The organism is Pseudomonas sp. 02C 26, assembly GCF_002843585.1.
Taxonomy (GTDB): domain Bacteria; phylum Pseudomonadota; class Gammaproteobacteria; order Pseudomonadales; family Pseudomonadaceae; genus Aquipseudomonas; species Aquipseudomonas shirazensis.
The window spans coordinates 1179773-1196380 of record NZ_CP025262.1 but is presented as its reverse complement, the minus strand read 5'-3'; the positions used below and the strand labels follow the sequence as shown (position 1 = coordinate 1196380).

14 protein-coding genes are annotated in these 16608 nt (G+C 61.1%); 3 read left to right on the top strand and 11 right to left on the bottom strand.

Annotated elements, in window-relative coordinates:
* Nucleotides 1-9 precede the first annotated feature (9 nt).
* The 11 genes from lpxD to rpsB all read right to left on the bottom strand — a co-directional run bounded on the left by lpxD (nucleotide 10) and on the right by rpsB (nucleotide 11477).
* Complete coding sequence (gene lpxD / locus CXQ80_RS05430) at nucleotides 10-1065, bottom strand: UDP-3-O-(3-hydroxymyristoyl)glucosamine N-acyltransferase (RefSeq protein ID WP_101317257.1); 1056 nt, start codon at nucleotides 1063-1065, stop codon at nucleotides 10-12.
* A 1-nt stretch (nucleotide 1066) separates the two neighbouring features.
* Nucleotides 1067-1570 (bottom strand): OmpH family outer membrane protein, encoded by a 504-nt coding sequence (locus CXQ80_RS05425; RefSeq protein WP_101317254.1) that lies wholly within the window; start codon nucleotides 1568-1570, stop codon nucleotides 1067-1069.
* Nucleotides 1571-1615: 45 nt separating this feature from the next.
* Nucleotides 1616-3964: an outer membrane protein assembly factor BamA gene (gene bamA, locus CXQ80_RS05420; protein ID WP_101317252.1), complete on the bottom strand. Its 2349-nt coding sequence runs from the start codon at nucleotides 3962-3964 to the stop codon at nucleotides 1616-1618.
* A gap of 73 nt (nucleotides 3965-4037) precedes the next feature.
* Nucleotides 4038-5390 (bottom strand): sigma E protease regulator RseP, encoded by a 1353-nt coding sequence (gene rseP, locus CXQ80_RS05415; protein WP_101317250.1) that lies wholly within the window; start codon nucleotides 5388-5390, stop codon nucleotides 4038-4040.
* Nucleotides 5391-5436: 46 nt separating this feature from the next.
* Nucleotides 5437-6627: a 1-deoxy-D-xylulose-5-phosphate reductoisomerase gene (gene ispC, locus CXQ80_RS05410; RefSeq protein WP_101317249.1), complete on the bottom strand. Its 1191-nt coding sequence runs from the start codon at nucleotides 6625-6627 to the stop codon at nucleotides 5437-5439.
* Complete coding sequence (locus CXQ80_RS05405) at nucleotides 6624-7439, bottom strand: phosphatidate cytidylyltransferase (protein ID WP_101317247.1); 816 nt, start codon at nucleotides 7437-7439, stop codon at nucleotides 6624-6626. Before CXQ80_RS05405 ends, ispC begins: the two co-directional genes overlap by 4 nt.
* Nucleotides 7439-8194 (bottom strand): polyprenyl diphosphate synthase, encoded by a 756-nt coding sequence (gene uppS, locus CXQ80_RS05400; RefSeq protein ID WP_101317245.1) that lies wholly within the window; start codon nucleotides 8192-8194, stop codon nucleotides 7439-7441. The genes CXQ80_RS05405 and uppS overlap by 1 nt, the downstream gene beginning before the upstream one ends.
* A gap of 16 nt (nucleotides 8195-8210) precedes the next feature.
* The gene (gene frr / locus CXQ80_RS05395) at nucleotides 8211-8768 is read right to left on the bottom strand and encodes a ribosome recycling factor (protein ID WP_101317243.1); all 558 of its coding nucleotides are present in this window, start codon (nucleotides 8766-8768) and stop codon (nucleotides 8211-8213) included.
* Nucleotides 8765-9508 carry a UMP kinase gene (gene pyrH / locus CXQ80_RS05390; protein WP_101317241.1) on the bottom strand — a complete coding sequence of 248 codons (744 nt, stop codon included), beginning with the start codon at nucleotides 9506-9508 and terminating at the stop codon, nucleotides 8765-8767. Before pyrH ends, frr begins: the two co-directional genes overlap by 4 nt.
* A gap of 180 nt (nucleotides 9509-9688) precedes the next feature.
* Nucleotides 9689-10552, bottom strand: a complete 864-nt coding sequence (gene tsf / locus CXQ80_RS05385; protein ID WP_101317239.1) for a translation elongation factor Ts — start codon at nucleotides 10550-10552, stop codon at nucleotides 9689-9691.
* 187 nt (nucleotides 10553-10739) lie between these two features.
* Nucleotides 10740-11477, bottom strand: coding sequence for a 30S ribosomal protein S2 (gene rpsB / locus CXQ80_RS05380; protein ID WP_101317236.1), 738 nt, complete (start codon nucleotides 11475-11477; stop codon nucleotides 10740-10742).
* Between the two features lie 347 nt (nucleotides 11478-11824).
* Here rpsB and map point away from each other — a divergent pair, with 347 nt between their 5' ends.
* From map to dapC, 3 genes are read left to right on the top strand one after another with little or no spacing between them, the layout of a single operon-like run.
* Entirely contained in the window at nucleotides 11825-12607 is a 783-nt protein-coding gene (gene map / locus CXQ80_RS05375) for a type I methionyl aminopeptidase (RefSeq protein ID WP_101317234.1), read from the top strand.
* A 21-nt stretch (nucleotides 12608-12628) separates the two neighbouring features.
* Nucleotides 12629-15331: a [protein-PII] uridylyltransferase gene (locus tag CXQ80_RS05370; protein ID WP_101317232.1), complete on the top strand. Its 2703-nt coding sequence runs from the start codon at nucleotides 12629-12631 to the stop codon at nucleotides 15329-15331.
* A gap of 23 nt (nucleotides 15332-15354) precedes the next feature.
* Entirely contained in the window at nucleotides 15355-16551 is a 1197-nt protein-coding gene (gene dapC / locus CXQ80_RS05365) for a succinyldiaminopimelate transaminase (protein WP_101317229.1), read from the top strand.
* The last annotated feature ends 57 nt before the right edge of the window (nucleotides 16552-16608 follow it).

The window sequence follows — 16608 nt, the reverse complement described above, 5'->3', positions numbered from 1 at the left end:
GAAATGGTATCAGCCTTCTGATGTCGGCTGGCCACCTGAGGTCACGGTCTCGAAGCGTTTTTCCATCTGCTGCAGGCGTTTGGCCATATCGTCGAGCTGGCGAATCCGCGCCGCACTCTTGCGCCAATCACCCAGCGGCTGCATGGCCGTGCCGGAAGAATAGGCACCCGGCTCGGTGATCGAACGGGTAACCATGGTCATGCCGGAGACGAACACGTTGTCGCAGACATCGATATGGCCAACCATGCCGACACCGCCAGCAATGGTGCAATGCTTGCCAATGCGGGTACTGCCAGAGATGCCGACACACGCGGCCATAGCCGTGTGATCGCCAATCTGCACGTTGTGCGCGATCTGGATCTGGTTGTCGAGCTTGACCCCGTTGCCGATCTGGGTATCCGCCAATGCACCGCGGTCTACCGCAGTATTGACGCCGATCTCGACATCATCACCGATGCTCACACCGCCGATCTGGGCAATCTTGCGCCAGACGCCCTTCTCGTTGGCAAAGCCGAAGCCCTCGCCGCCGATCACCGCACCGGACTGAATCGTCACCCGCGCACCAATGGTCACGTCGTGATACAGCGTGACCCGCGGGGCCAGCCAGCCGCCTTCGCCAATCACACAGCGCGCACCAATGAAGCAGTGCGCACCCACGGTGACATTGGCAGCGATGCGCGCACCGCTCTCGATCACCGCAAACGGCCCAATGCTGGCACTGGCATCGACCTGAGCGTCATCAGCAACCACGGCGCTGGGATGAATCCCCGCTACAGCCTTGGGCTTTGGATCAAACAGGTGAGAGATGCGCGCGTAAGCCAGATACGGGTCGGCGACGATCAGGGCGTTGCCGGCGAAGCTTTCGGCGTCTGCTGCCTTGAGCAGAACCGCAGAAGCCTGGGAATTGTCCAGATACTTGCGGTACTGCGGGTTGGCGAGAAAGCTCAATTGCCCGGGACCGGCCTCCTGCAAGGTGGCCAGCCCGGTAATCTGCAGCGCCTCGGGCCCCTTGAGGGTAGCGCCGAGCGCCTCGGCCAATTGGCCGAGCGTCATGGTCACGGTCATATCAACGGGCTTGGTTCATGCGCTCGATGACTTGGCGAGTGATGTCGTACTGCGGTTTGACATCGATCACTGCGCCGCGCTCGAGTACCAGGTCAAAGCCGCCTTTCTTGATCACTTCTTCAACAGCACCGTCCAGCTTCGGCTTGAGCTGCTTGAGCATGTCACGGTCGGCAACGGCCTTGGCTTCGTTGAGTTCCTTGGACTGGAACTGGAAGTCACGGGCTTTTTGCTTGAACTCGAGCTCAAGACGCTCACGCTCTTGCTGCTGCATCTTGTCGCCGCCTTTGAGCAAACGGTCCTGGATGCCTTTGGCGCTGCTTTCCAGGCCCTTGAGCTTGGTCAGTTGCGGGCCGAACTTCTTCTCGGCATCGACGGCGTAACGCTTGGCGGCGTCCGACTCGAGCAGTGCCATCTGATAGTTCAGCACAGCCACTTTCATTTCGGCGAAAGCGGGGGTGGCGACCAGCGCCGCAGCCACGAAGGCCAGTTGGGTCAACTTACGCACGATGCACTCCTGGAGAATCCGTTGTCGTTAAGCACGGGGCCGACCTTAGAAGGTCTGCCCCAGAGAGAATTGGAACACCTGGGTTTCGGCTTCCGCCGGCTTCTTGATCGGCATTGCCAAACTGAAGCTCAACGGGCCCAGCGCAGTGATCCAGGTTACGCCCAGGCCAACCGAACTGGCCATGTCCGAGAAGCCGACCTTGGTGCAATCAGGCTTGGAACCGCAGTTGGTGTCGAACACGTTACCCACGTCCCAGAACACGGAGGTGCGCAGCGAGCGCTGGTCCTTGACGAACGGCAGCGGGAACAGCAACTCGACACCACCCTGGACCAGCACGTTGCCACCGAAGGCCAACGGATCCTGATCGGGGTCAGCCGCGGTACCCGGACGGTTACCCTTGCTCGGCGTACTGCGCGGGCCGAGGGTGTTGTCCTTGAAGCCACGTACCGAGTTGAAACCACCGGCGTAGTAGTTCTCGTAGAACGGCAGACCAGAGGTACTGCCATAACCGTCACCGTAACCCAGCTCAGTGTGCAGACGCAGGGTGTAATCGTTGGACAGCGGCTTGAACAGCTGGCCACGGTAGTCCAGCTTGTAGAACGACAGGTCGCTGCCCGGCACGGTGCTTTCCAGGGTCAGGCTCTGGGAGTGACCACGGGTAGCCAGTACACCTTTGTTCAGGGTCGATTCGGACCAGCCGACAGACGCCTTGAAGTTGAGGAAGTTGTCGCCCTCTTTGTCGACGAAGTCGAAGATCTCGTCAACGGTGTAGCGACCGGTCTTCAGCTTGTCCTGCTGCACGCTCAGGCCGTAGGTCAGACGCGATGTCTCGCTGATCGGGTAACCGACGCTGACACCGGCACCCAGGCTGTCTACTGCGTAGCTGGCCACGTCGACGTCGAGGTCGTCGTAGTCGGTGCTGCGGTAGAAGGCGTTGTAACCCAGGCTGACGCCATCGGCAGTCCAGTAGGGGTCAACGAAGCCAAAGTTGTAGCGGGTCTGGTATTCGCTGCGGGTCAGGCCGATCGAAACCTTGTTACCGGTACCGAGGAAGTTGGTCTGGCTGATCGAACCACCGAGGATCAAACCGGCGCTCTGGGCGAAACCGACGCTGGCGGTGATCGAACCGGAGGCCTGCTCTTCAACGCTGTAGTTGACGTCGACCTGGTCATCGGTACCCGGCACAGGCGGGGTCTCGACGTTGACTTCCTTGAAGAAGCCCAGACGCTCAAGGCGAGTCTTGGACTGGTCGATCAGGTAGGTCGAAGCCCAGCCGCCTTCCATCTGGCGCATTTCGCGACGCAGCACTTCATCTTCGGTCTTGGTGTTGCCGCGGTAGTTGATGCGGTTGACGTAGGCACGCTTGCCCGGGTCGACCACGAACATGATGTCGACGGTGTGGTCTTCATCGTGCGCCTGCGGCACGCCGTTGACGTTGGCGAAGGTATAGCCTTCGTTACCCAGACGACGGGTGATCAGGTCAGACGTGGTGGTCATCACCTTGCGCGAGAAGACCTGGCCTGGCTGCACCAGCAGCAGCGACTGGACCTGGTCTTCCGGAACCTTGAGGTCACCGGACAGCTTCACGTCACGAACGGTGTACTTCTCACCTTCGTTGATGTTGACGGTGATGTAGACGTGCTTCTTGTCCGGGGTGATCGACACCTGGGTAGAAGCGATGTCCATGTTGATGTAGCCGCGGTCCAGGTAGTAGGAGCGCAGACGCTCGAGGTCACCGGAGAGTTTTTCGCGGGCATACTTGTCGTCGTTCTTGAAGAACGACAACCAGTTGGTGGTTTTCAGCTCGAACAGCTGGCCGAGTTCGTCATCATCGAACACGGTGTTGCCCACCACGTTGATGTGCTGGATCGCGGCAACCGTGCCTTCGTTGATGTTGATCTTCAGGCCAACCCGGTTACGCGGCTGTGGCACGACTTCAGCTTCGACCTCGGCCGAGTAGCGGCCCTGGGCCACGTACTGACGTTGCAGTTCGTTACGCACACCCTCGAGGGTGGCGCGCTGGAAGATCTCGCCTTCGGCCAGACCAGACTGCTTCAGACCTTTCATCAGGTCTTCAGTGCTGATCGCCTTGTTGCCTTCGATCTCGATGCTGGCTACCGACGGACGTTCGACCACATTGATGATCAAGACGTTGCCGTCGCGGCTCAGCTGGATATCCTGGAAGAAGCCAGTCTTGAACAGCGAGCGGGTGGAATCCACCAGGCGACGGTCGTCAGCCTGATCGCCCACGTTCAGAGGCAGTGCGCCGAACACGCTGCCGGCGGAAACCCGCTGCAGGCCGTTGACGCGGATATCGGAGATTGTGAAGGACTCAGCGTGAACTTCAGCGATCATCAGTGCGGAGAGGACCGCAGTTAGCAGCAGACGTTTCATGAAGTCCTTTTATTCCAACTGGCAATAAACAACCCGCCGCAAAAAGGCGGCAGGTTTGCAATTGAGCGAAGCTTTATAGTCGACCCAGATCGTTGATCAGGGCGAGCAACATCACCCCTATGACCAAACTTATACCGATCTGGACCCCCCAACCTTGCACCCGATCCGACAGCGGACGGCCGCGTGCCAACTCGATCAGGTAGAACAACAGATGCCCCCCATCCAGTACTGGAATGGGCAGCAGGTTCAGAACCCCCAGGCTTATGCTCAGGTAGGCCAGGAAATTCAGGAAATCCCCAACGCCCGACTGGGCTGAAGCGCCCGCCACTTTAGCAATGGTTATCGGTCCGCTCAAGTTTTTTACCGAGAGCTCGCCGAACAGCATTTTCTTCAACGACTCAAGGGTCAGAATGCTCATGTTCCAGGTCCGCGTCAGGCCTTCGCCCATCGCGGCCAGCGGCCCATAGCTGACTTCGCGCAGCATCGTCGCCGGCCATTCGCCACCTTTGACCCCTGCGCCGAGGTAACCACCGGAAGCCTGGCCTTCGCCTTTGCGCGCCAGGGTTACCGCGACATCCAGCACCGCAGCATCGCGCTCGATCCGCAGCTGCACCTTGGCCTCTGGGCGGGCACGCACACTGTCGACCACTTGTTGCCAGTCGTTGAGGGCAATGCCATCCAGGCTCAGCAGCTTGTCACCGGTTTTCAGCCCCGCTGCCGCCGCCGGCCCGTTCGGGTCGATTTCGGCCAGTACCGGGGCAATCACCGGGCGCCACGGGCGCAGACCCAGCGACTGGATCGGATCGGGTTCATCCGCCCCGCGCAGCCACTGGTTCAAGTTGATCTCGTGTTGCTTCTCGGCAGTGCTGCCCTCGTCCAGCACACCCACGCGCAGGGTGCCGCTCTCGCCAAGGCGGCGCACCAGTTGCAGGTTGACCGCAGACCAGCCATTGGTCGCCTTGCCGTCCACCGAAACGATTTCCTGGCCAGCAGCGAGGCCGGCACTGGCGGCCAGGCTACCCGCCTCGACCGCACCGATGACCGGCCGTACCTGCTGGGTGCCAAGCATGGCCAGCAGCCAGAAGAACACGATTGCCAGGAGGAAGTTGGCGATCGGCCCAGCGGCGACAATGGCGATGCGCTGGCCGACCGGCTTGCGATTGAACGACTGCTCGATCAGCGCCGGCGGCACTTCGCCCTCGCGCTCGTCGAGCATCTTCACGTAACCGCCCAGCGGAATGGCCGCAACCACGAATTCCGTGCCATGCCGGTCGTGCCAGCGCAGCAGCGGGGTGCCGAAGCCTACCGAGAAACGCAGCACCTTGACCCCGCAACGGCGCGCAACCCAGAAATGACCAAATTCATGGAAGGTGACCAGCACGCCCAAAGCAACCAGGGTACCGATGATCATGTAGAGCGCAGTCATATCCATCTCCGAAAGACGTTCAGGACAACCCTGGAGCGAGCACGCATCAGCGGCCGTTCCGCCGCAGCCATTCCCGGGACAGCTCCCGCGCGCGCTGGTCGGCAGCAAACACCGCATCCAGCGACGTCAGTGGCACAACTGGCTCCTGTTCGAGCACCTGCTCGATCATACCCGCGATCTCCGGGAAGCGGATACGCCGCTGCAAAAATGCCTCAACTGCCACTTCATTGGCCGCATTGAGTACCGCAGGTGCACTGTCGCCGGCTTCTGCCGCCTGACGCGCCAGGCGCAGGCAGGGGAAGCGTTGCGGATCGGGCGCCTGGAAATCCAGCCGGGCAATGGCAAACAGGTCAAGCGGGGCTACGCCGGAGTCGATCCGCTCTGGCCAGGCCAGCGCATTGGCAATCGGCGTGCGCATGTCGGGATTACCCAATTGGGCGAGCACCGAACCATCGACGTAATCCACCAATGAGTGGATCACGCTTTGCGGATGCACCACGACTTCGACCTGAGCTGGCGCAGCATCGAACAGCCAGCACGCCTCGATCAGCTCGAGGCCCTTGTTCATCATGCTCGCCGAGTCGACCGAAATCTTGCGCCCCATCGACCAGTTGGGATGGGCACAGGCCTGCTCGGGCGTGACTGCTTCAAGCTGCGCCGATGGCGTTTCGCGGAACGGCCCGCCGGAGGCCGTCAGCAAGATGCGGCGCACGCCAACTGCACCCAGACCACGCGCATAATCGCCGGGCAAGCATTGGAAAATAGCATTGTGCTCGCTGTCGATCGGCAGCAACACCGCGCCACTGCGCCGCACTGCGTCCATGAACAATGCGCCGGACATAACCAGCGCTTCCTTGTTGGCGAGCAGAACCTTCTTGCCGGCCTCAACCGCCGCCAGGGTTGGACGCAAGCCAGCAGCACCGACGATCGCAGCCATTACCGCGTCGACTTCGCTGGCTGCAGCCACCTGACACAGGCCGGCCTCGCCTTCGAGCACCTCGGTAGCACTGCCCGCCGCCGCCAGATCCGCACGCAGGCGCAGCGCAGCGTCGGCGCTTGGTACCACAGCAAACGCTGGGCTATGGCGCAAACACAGCGCCAGCAGCTGCTCGACCTGGGAATAGCCGCTGAGCGCAAATACCTGGTAGCGCTCTGGGTGACGGCCAATCACGTCAAGCGTGCTCAGACCAATCGAACCGGTAGCGCCAAGCACCGTGATCCGTTGCCTACGGCTCACATGACACCCCATTCAGCGGCCCACAGCAGCACGGCGAACATCGGGATGGCAGCGGTCAGGCTGTCAATGCGGTCAAGCACACCACCATGGCCCGGCAGCAGGTTGCTGCTGTCCTTGATGCCTTCGCGGCGCTTGAACATGCTTTCAGTGAGATCACCCACCACCGAAGCCATCACCACCACTACCGCACCCAGCAGCCCCAACAGCAGCTGGCCGATGCTCCAGTCACGCACCAGGCCTACGCCCAAGGCGATCAGCAGGCTGACGGCAAGGCCGCCATACACGCCTTCCCAGCTCTTGCCGGGGCTGACGTGAGGGGCCAGCTTGCGCTTGCCGAACGCGCGACCGGAAAAGTACGCACCGATGTCGGCAGACCACACCAGCACCATCACCGAGAGAATCAGGAAGTTGCCCAGCGGCCAGTGCTTGAGCAACACCAGGCCTTGCCAGGCCGGCAGCAGCACCAGCAAGCCGATCAGCAGGCGGCAGGCGGCACTCGACCACAGTTCGCTGCTGCGCGGGTAGGTCAGCACCAGCCAGGTCGCCAACCCCCACCAGATCACCGCTGCGCCGAGCACCCAAGGCGCCAGTTCGGGCAACAGGTACAGCAGCATCAACGCCGCAGCCACCACAGCGGCATAAGCGATGCGCATTGGTTGAGCCATCAAGCCGGCCAGACGCGCCCATTCCCAGGCGCCCAAGGTGACTACACAGCCGATGAACAGGGCGAAGTCGCCGCCCTGCAGAAGAAAGAATCCAGCCAGTGCAATCGGCAGCAGGATCAGCGCAGTAATGATGCGTTGTTTAAGCATTAAGCACGAGCTCCAGCCTCGACCTGCTCGCTGGTTTTCCCGAAGCGGCGTTGGCGCGAAGCGAAATCGGCCAGCGCGATACGCATGGCCTCGTGTTTGAAGTCCGGCCAGAACAGGTCGGAGAAATACAGCTCGGCGTAGGCCAGCTGCCACAACAGGAAGTTACTGATGCGATGCTCGCCGCCGGTACGAATACACAAGTCAGGCAGCGGCAGGTCGCCGGTCGACAGACAGGCCTGCAACAACCCCGGAGTGATGTCGTCCGGGCGCAGATGCCCAGCCTGCACCTCACGGGCCAGCCGTTGCGCTGCCTGGGCGATATCCCACTGACCACCATAATTGGCAGCGACCTGCAGGATGAAGCGATTGCTGCCGGCGGTTGCCGCTTCGGCCTCGCGCATGGCGGCCTGCAGCTCCGGATGAAAGCGGCTGCGATCACCGATGATGCGCAGGCTGATGTTGTTGTCATTGAGGCGCCGGGCTTCGCGGCGCAAGGCCGTGAAAAACAACTCCATCAATGCGCCGACTTCATCGGCCGGGCGTTGCCAGTTTTCACTGGAGAAGGCGAACAGGGTCAGGACTTCGACACCCGCCTCGGCACATACTTCAATCACCGCGCGCACAGCATCCACGCCAGCTTTATGCCCGGCAACACCGGGCAGCAGACGCTTCTTCGCCCAGCGATTGTTGCCGTCCATGATGATCGCGACGTGACGCGGCACCCCTGACGGCGCCGCTTGCTTGGTCTTTTCCATGAAGAGAACCCTGGCCTCAGACGGCCATCAGGTCCTTTTCCTTCGCCTTCACGGCAGTCTCGATATCCGCGACGAACTTGTCGGTCAGCTTCTGGATGTCATCAGCCGCACGACGCTCTTCGTCTTCGCTGATTTCCTTTTCCTTGACCAGGTCCTTGAGCTGGCTGAGCGCATCACGACGGATGTTGCGCACGGCGACACGGCCATCTTCAGCAGCTTCACGGGCCTGCTTGGTGAAGCCCTTGCGGGTTTCTTCGGTAAGCGCTGGCATGGTGATCAGCAGCAGCTCGCCCAGGTTGGTCGGGTTCAGGTTGAGGCCTGCGCTACCGATAGCCTTGTCGACCGCGCTGAGCATGTTGCGCTCGAAAGCAACGACCTGCAGGGTGCGCGAATCCTTGACGGTGATGCTGGCCACTTGCTTGATCGGCGTATCCGCACCGTAGTACGGCACCATCACGCCTTCGAGAATGCTTGGGTGAGCAACACCGGTGCGGATGCGGCTGAACGCATGCTGGAGCGATTCCAGCGACTTGGTCATACGTTCCTGAGCATCTTTCTTGATTTCGTTGATCATGCTTGGCCTTCCTCGATCAAAGTACCTTCAGCGCCACCCACCACGATATTCAGCAGGGCGCCAGGCTTGTTCATGTTGAATACACGCAATGGCATCTTGTGGTCGCGGCACAGACAGATTGCGGTCAGGTCCATCACACCCAGCTTGCGATCCAGAACCTCATCATAGGTGAGGCGATCGAACTTCTCGGCGTGCGGGTCCTTGAATGGATCGGCAGTGTACACACCGTCGACCTTGGTCGCCTTCAGCACCACATCTGCATCGATTTCGATGCCGCGCAGGCAGGCTGCGGAGTCGGTGGTGAAGAACGGGTTGCCGGTACCGGCGGAGAAAATTACCACATCCCCGGAGTTGAGGTGGCGAATAGCTTTGCGACGATCGTAATGGTCGGTGACGCCGACCATGGAGATGGCCGACATGACCAGTGCCGGGATGTTCGAACGCTCAAGGGCGTCGCGCATGGCCAGACCATTCATCACCGTGGCGAGCATGCCCATGTGGTCGCCGGTAACCCGATCCATGCCGGCGGCGCTGAGCGCTGCACCGCGGAACAGGTTGCCGCCGCCGATGACCAGGCCTACCTGGACACCGATGCCGACCAACTGCCCTACTTCGAGGGCCATGCGGTCCAACACTTTCGGGTCGATCCCGAACTCTTCCGAGCCCATCAGGGCCTCGCCGCTAAGTTTGAGCAAAATGCGTTTATAGCGAGGTTGGCGACCACTCACCTGCTGAGCCATTGCGAGTCTCTCCTGCGGCGTTTTAAGAAAATTCTGCGCGGGCTGGGTTACAGCCAGCTAACTGTAGCGTGGCGCTGCTTCAGCGCCAGCGGTACCAGGCCGGATAAACCTGGTGCCGGTTTGACAAAGAGGCTGCGCGCGTGAGCGGGCAGCCTCTTTGGGGCGACAGGCGAGGCTGTCTTACTGCTTGGCAGCAGCCAGCTGGGCGGCAACTTCTTCAGCGAAGTTGTCGACCGGCTTCTCGATGCCTTCGCCTACTTTGAAGTAGGTGAAGGAAACGATTTCAGCACCGGCTTTCTTCGCCAGTTCGCCGACTTTGATCTCCGGGTTCATGACGAAAGCTTGCTCTTTCAGCGAGGCTTCGGCTTTGAACTTGGTGATACGACCGTTGATCATGTTCTCAACGATGTTTTCCGGCTTGCCGGCGATCTTGTCAGCGTTCAGCTGCAGGAACACAGCCTTCTCGCGCTCGATGGCCTCGGCGGAGATTTCCGACGAATCGAGGAACTCAGGGTTCGACGCAGCAACGTGCATGGCGATTTCTTTGGCCAGCTGAACATCGCCGCCCTTCAGAACAACCGCAACACCGATCTTGTTGCCGTGCAGGTAGGCACCAACAACGTCACCCTCAACGCGCACCAGGCGACGGATGTTGACGTTCTCACCAACCTTGGCGACCAGTGCTTCACGCGCCGATTCGCGCGCAGCGATCAGCGGGGCAGCGTCGGTCAGCTTGTCGTTGAAAGCCTGTTCCACGCTTTCAGCAACGAAGTTTTTGAAGTCGTCTTGCAGAGCCAGGAAGTCGGTCTGCGAGTTCACTTCCAGCAGGACGGCGGACTTGTCGTCGGCCTTGATGGCGATAGCACCTTCAGCGGCAACGTTGCCAGCCTTTTTGGCGGCCTTGATGGCGCCAGAGGCACGCATGTCGTCAATGGCTTTTTCGATATCGCCGTCAGCCTTTTCCAGGGCTTTCTTGCAATCCATCATGCCTTCGCCGGTACGCTCGCGCAGTTCTTTGACCAGCGCTGCAGTAATTGCTGCCATTTCAAAATCCTCTTGGAAAGTTTTTCAACCATTCCACCCGCTCGTCACGGGCGTTCAATTCTGCTAATCCACTGTCTTGTTGCCAGCAGGAGGTCATCATGCGGCGGTATTGCTGACAGGAGGATTTCAGGTGGCAAAAAGGGGGCCAAGCCCCCTTTTCGCGTGCCAAGTAGACGCCAGGCGTCAATTACTCAGCAGCTGGTGCCGCTGCTTCTTCAACATAGACTTCGGTGCCGCCAGCAACATGGTTGCGGCCGCGGATGATGGCGTCAGCCATCGAAGCCATGTACAGCTCGATTGCGCGGATGGCGTCATCGTTGCCTGGGATGATGTAATCAACACCTTCCGGGCTGCTGTTGGTATCGACAACGCCGATAACCGGGATGCCCAGCTTGTTGGCTTCGGTGATCGCGATGCGCTCGTGATCAACGTCGATGACGAACAGTGCGTCAGGCAGACCGCCCATGTCCTTGATACCACCCAGGCTGCGGTCCAGTTTCTCCAGATCGCGCGAACGCATCAGAGCTTCTTTCTTGGTCAGCTTGGCGAAGGTACCGTCTTCAGCCTGGACTTCAAGATCACGCAGACGCTTGATCGAAGCGCGGATGGTCTTGTAGTTGGTCAGCATGCCGCCCAACCAGCGGTGGTCGACGTATGGCGAACCACTGCGAGCAGCGTGCTCGGCGACCAGTTTGCCGGCGGAACGCTTGGTGCCGACGAACAGGATCTTGTTTTTGCCCTGGGCCAGGCGCTCGACGAACGACAGAGCGTCGTTGAACATCGGCAGGGTTTTTTCCAGGTTGATGATGTGAATCTTGTTACGCGCGCCGAAAATGTATTTACCCATTTTCGGGTTCCAGTAACGGGTCTGGTGACCGAAGTGCACACCGGCCTTCAGCATATCGCGCATATTGACTTGGGACATGATTGTTCCTTGATAAGTCGGGTTGGGCCTCCACGTATCCCAATGACCAACCCACGTCGCCGAAGCGGTCGGGGCACCCAGGTCATCGTGTCGACACGTGTGTGGGTTAAGGCAGTCGAGGTCGTCCCCGAAAGCGGCGCACTTTATACCACAGACTCGGCGCTGACGGAACTGCAATCCTGTCGCGTCCGTCAGTGCTTTTTGCAGCGGGCCCGCAATCGCGCCAAAATGCCTCATATAGAGAGCCGCCAGCGGGCCTTTCTGCCGACAGATGGGCGCCTCGCTCTGGTAGAATCTGGCCTTTCCCGTTTGTTCGCGCCCTGCACGGCGCCGTAGAGAGCCTGTCAATGACCGTTACCATCAAGACTGCAGAAGACATCGAAAAGATGCGCATCGCCGGCCGCCTGGCCGCTGAAGTGCTGGAGATGATCGAGCCACACGTCAAGCCCGGCGTTACCACCGAAGCGCTCGACCGCCTGTGCCACGACTACATCGTCAACATTCAGCAGGCCATCCCGGCCCCGCTCAACTACAAAGGCTACCCGAAGTCGATCTGCACCTCGATCAATCACGTGGTCTGCCATGGCATCCCCAACGACAAGCCGTTGAAGGATGGCGACACGCTGAACATCGACGTGACCGTGATCAAGGACGGCTACCACGGCGATACCAGCCGCATGTTCCATGTCGGCACCGTGCCGGTGTGGGCCGAGCGCCTGTCCCAGGTCACCCAGGAATGCATGTACAAGGCGATCGAGCTGGTCAAGCCGGGCTGCCGTCTGGGCGACATCGGCGAAGTGATCCAGAAGCACGCCGAGAAGAACGGTTTTTCGGTGGTGCGCGAGTTCTGCGGTCACGGCATTGGCAAGGTTTTCCATGAAGAACCGCAGATCCTGCACTACGGCCGTGCCGGCACTGGCATGGAACTCAAGGAAGGCATGACCTTCACCATCGAGCCGATGATTAATCAGGGCAAGGCCGACACCAAAGTACTGGGCGACGGCTGGACGGCCATCACCAAGGACCGCAAGCTGTCGGCGCAGTGGGAGCACACCCTGGTGGTTACCGCGACCGGTTACGAGATCTTCACCCTGCGCAAAGACGACACCATCCCCCGCACGTCGGCCTAACACTTTCAGGAAAGCGACTCGATGCCCCAGGTGGATCCCGAGCTGTTCGACCGCGGCCAGTTCCAGGCGGAACTGGCGCTCAAGGCAAGCCCCATCGCTGCCTTCAAGAAGGCTATCCGCCTGGCCCGCGAGGTGCTCGATCGGCGCTTTCGCGAAGGCCGTGACATCCGCCGGCTGATCGAAGATCGCGCCTGGTTCGTCGACAACATCCTGCAACAGGCCTGGAGCCAGTTCGACTGGCAACCACCCGAAGCGATCGCCCTGATCGCCGTGGGCGGCTATGGCCGCGGCGAACTGCACCCCTACTCGGACATCGACCTGCTGATTCTGCTCGACGGCGCCCAGCACGAGCAGTATCGCGACGCCATCGAACAGCTACTGACCCTGCTCTGGGACATCGGCCTTGAAGTCGGCCAGAGCGTGCGCAGTGTCGACGAGTGCGTCGAGCAGGCCCGCGCCGACCTGACGGTGATCACCAACCTGATGGAAAGCCGCACCATTTGCGGCCCCGAAGCCCTGCGCCAGCGCATGCTCGAGGCCACCAGTACCTCGCACCTGTGGCCGAGCAAGGAGTTCTTCCTGGCCAAGCGCGCCGAACTCAAGGCCCGCCACCACAAGTACAACGACACCGAATACAACCTCGAACCCAACGTCAAGGGCTCACCCGGCGGCCTGCGTGATATCCAGACCGTGCTTTGGGTCGCGCGCCGCCAGTACGGCACCTTGAACCTGCACGCCCTGGCCGGCGAAGGCTTCCTGTTGGAAAGCGAAAACGAACTGCTGGCATCGTCCCAGGCGTTTGTCTGGCGGGTGCGCTATGCCCTGCACATGCTCGCCGGCCGCGCCGAAGACCGCCTGCTGTTCGATCACCAGCGCAGCATCGCCGCCTTGCTCGGCTTCAGCGACGAAAACCCCAAGCGTGCCATCGAACAGTTCATGCAGCAGTACTATCGGGTGGTGATGAGCATCAGCCAGCTCTGCGACCTGATCATCCAGCATTTCGAAGAAGTGATTCTGGCGGACGAAGACAGCGGCACCACCCAGCCGCTCAACGCCCGCTTCCGGCTGCATGATGGCTACATCGAGGCCGCCCATCAGAACGTGTTCAAGCGCACCCCGTTTGCCATGCTCGAGATGTTCGTGCTGATGGCCCAGCACCCCGAAATCAAGGGCGTGCGCGCCGACACCGTGCGCCTGCTGCGCGCCCATCGACACTTGATCGACGATGACTTTCGCAACGATATCCGCAACACCAGCCTGTTCATCGAGCTGTTCAAGTGCGAGATCGGCATCCACCGCAACCTGCGCCGGATGAACCGCTACGGCATTCTTGGCCGTTACCTGCCCGAGTTCGGCCTGATCGTCGGGCAGATGCAGCATGACCTGTTCCATATCTATACGGTCGATGCGCATACGCTCAACCTGATCAAGCACCTGCGCAAATTGCAGTACACCCCGGTTTCAGAGAAATTCCCGCTGGCCAGCAAGCTCATGGGCCGTCTGCCCAAACCCGAGCTGATCTACCTGGCCGGGCTCTATCACGACATCGGCAAGGGCCGTCAGGGCGACCACTCCGAGCTCGGCGCAGTCGATGCGCAGGCGTTCGGCGAACGCCACCAGCTGCCGACCTGGGACACTCGGCTGATCGTCTGGCTGGTGCGCAACCACCTGATGATGTCGACCACGGCCCAGCGCAAGGACCTCTCCGACCCGCAGGTGATCAATGATTTTGCCCTGCACGTCGGCGATGAAACGCGCCTCGACTATCTCTACGTACTGACCGTTGCCGACATCAACGCGACCAACCCGACGCTGTGGAACTCCTGGCGCGCCAGCCTGCTGCGCCAGCTTTACAGCGAGACCAAGCGTGCCCTGCGCCGCGGCCTGGAAAACCCGCTCGACCGCGAAGAGCAGATCCGCCAGACACAAAGCGCTGCGCTGGACATCCTGATCCGCGAAGGCACCGACCCGGACGACGTCGAGCAGCTCTGGTCGCAACTGGGTGACGACTACTTCCTCAAGCACACCGCCGCCGACGTCGCCTGGCACAGCGATGCAATCCTGCAGCAGCCGGCTGACGGCGGCCCGCTGGTGCTGATCAAGGAAACCACCCAGCGCGAGTTCGAAGGTGGCACGCAGATCTTCATCTATGCGCCCGACCAGCACGACTTCTTTGCCGTGACGGTGGCGGCGATGTCGCAGCTGAACCTGAACATCCACGACGCACGCATCATCACTTCGAGCAGCCAGTTCACCCTCGACACCTACATCGTGCTGGACAACGACGGCGGCTCGATCGGCGACAATCCGCAGCGGGTCAAGCAGATTCGCGACGGTTTGACCGAAGCCTTGCGCAACCCGGAAGACTACCCGACCATCATCCAGCGGCGAGTCCCGCGTCAGCTCAAGCACTTCACCTTTGCGCCGCAGGTGACCATCCTCAATGATGCCCAGCGCGCGGTGACCATTCTCGAGATCACGGCTCCCGACCGGCCTGGCCTGCTGGCACGGATCGGGCGGATCTTCCTCGAGTTCGACCTGTCGCTGCAAAACGCCAAGATCGCCACTCTCGGCGAGCGGGTCGAAGACGTGTTCTTCATTACCGACGCCAACAACCAGCCGCTGTCCGACCCGCAACTGTGCAGCCGCCTGCAAGAAGCGCTGGTCCAGCAGTTGCAGCCCAGCCAAGGCAGCGACAACAGCCCTGCCCGCCTGACTATCTAGATGATTGACGAGACCTCGTGCCGATGAACCAAGCCATGACCCAGCTGCAGCCCTACCCGTTCGAGAAGCTGCGCGCCCTGCTCGGCAGCGTGCAGCCCGCCGCTGACAAACGTGCCATTGCCCTGTCGATCGGCGAACCCAAGCACGAGTCGCCGGCCTTTGTAGCCAAGGCCCTGGCAGACAACCTCGACAAGCTGGCGGTGTATCCCAGCACGCTGGGCTTGCCGGCCCTGCGTCAGGCGATTGGCCAGTGGTGCGAGCGCCGCTTCAATGTGCCCGGCGGCTGGCTTGACGCTGACCGTCACATCCTGCCGGTCAACGGTACCCGCGAGGCCCTGTTTGCATTCACCCAGGCGGTGGTCAACCGCGCCGACGATGGCCTGGTGATCAGCCCCAACCCGTTCTACCAGATCTACGAAGGTGCAGCGCTGCTGGCCGGTGCCACCCCGCACTACCTGCCGTGCCTGGAAGACAACGGTTTCAACCCTGACTTCGAGGCAGTGTCGGCCGAGACCTGGCAACGCTGCCAGATCCTGTTCCTGTGTTCGCCAGGCAACCCGACCGGCGCGCTGGTGCCGCTGGACACGCTGAAAAAGCTGATCGCCCTGGCCGACGAGCACGACTTCGTGATTGCCTCCGACGAATGCTACAGCGAGCTTTACTTCGACGAAGAAAACCCGCCGCCGGGCCTGCTCACCGCGTGCGCCGAGCTGGGTCGCAGCGACTTCAAGCGCTGCGTGGTGTTCCACAGCCTGTCCAAGCGCTCCAACCTGCCCGGCCTGCGCTCAGGCTTTGTCGCGGGCGATGCGCAGATCATCAAGCCGTTTTTGCTGTACCGCACCTATCACGGCTGCGCCATGCCCGTGCAAACCCAGCTGGCCAGCGTGGCCGCCTGGCAGGACGAAACCCACGTACGGGCCAACCGCGACCAGTACCGGGCCAAGTACGACGCCGTGCTGGAGATTCTCCAGCCGGTTATGGACGTGCAGCGGCCCGATGGCAGCTTCTACCTGTGGGCCAAGGTGCCGGGTTGCGATGCTGACTTCACCCGCGATCTGTTCGAAGCTGAGCATGTCACCGTCGTGCCGGGTTCATACCTGTCCCGCGAAGTCGACGGCGTCAACCCAGGCGCAGGCCGTGTGCGCATGGCCCTGGTCGCACCATTGGAGGAGTGCATCGAGGCGGCGTCGCGTATCCAGCGCTTCCTTGAACGCCGCTGAGCCAGTTACAAGCTGATATATGTAAGGCACAGCTGCATAGCCGATCGGCGAAGCTCG

Bases quoted from the DNA above. Each gene is read 5' to 3' on its own strand.
- lpxD (WP_101317257.1), bottom strand. From the start codon at position 1,065: ATGACCGTGACCATGACGCTCGGCCAATTGGCCGAGGCGCTCGGCGCT.
- bamA (WP_101317252.1), bottom strand. From the start codon at position 3,964: ATGAAACGTCTGCTGCTAACTGCGGTCCTCTCCGCACTGATGATCGCT.
- rseP (WP_101317250.1), bottom strand. From the start codon at position 5,390: ATGACTGCGCTCTACATGATCATCGGTACCCTGGTTGCTTTGGGCGTG.
- CXQ80_RS05405 (WP_101317247.1), bottom strand. From the start codon at position 7,439: ATGCTTAAACAACGCATCATTACTGCGCTGATCCTGCTGCCGATTGCA.
- uppS (WP_101317245.1), bottom strand. From the start codon at position 8,194: ATGGAAAAGACCAAGCAAGCGGCGCCGTCAGGGGTGCCGCGTCACGTC.
- frr (WP_101317243.1), bottom strand. From the start codon at position 8,768: ATGATCAACGAAATCAAGAAAGATGCTCAGGAACGTATGACCAAGTCG.
- pyrH (WP_101317241.1), bottom strand. From the start codon at position 9,508: ATGGCTCAGCAGGTGAGTGGTCGCCAACCTCGCTATAAACGCATTTTG.
- tsf (WP_101317239.1), bottom strand. From the start codon at position 10,552: ATGGCAGCAATTACTGCAGCGCTGGTCAAAGAACTGCGCGAGCGTACC.
- rpsB (WP_101317236.1), bottom strand. From the start codon at position 11,477: ATGTCCCAAGTCAATATGCGCGATATGCTGAAGGCCGGTGTGCACTTC.
- map (WP_101317234.1), top strand. From the start codon at position 11,825: ATGACCGTTACCATCAAGACTGCAGAAGACATCGAAAAGATGCGCATC.
- CXQ80_RS05370 (WP_101317232.1), top strand. From the start codon at position 12,629: ATGCCCCAGGTGGATCCCGAGCTGTTCGACCGCGGCCAGTTCCAGGCG.
- dapC (WP_101317229.1), top strand. From the start codon at position 15,355: ATGAACCAAGCCATGACCCAGCTGCAGCCCTACCCGTTCGAGAAGCTG.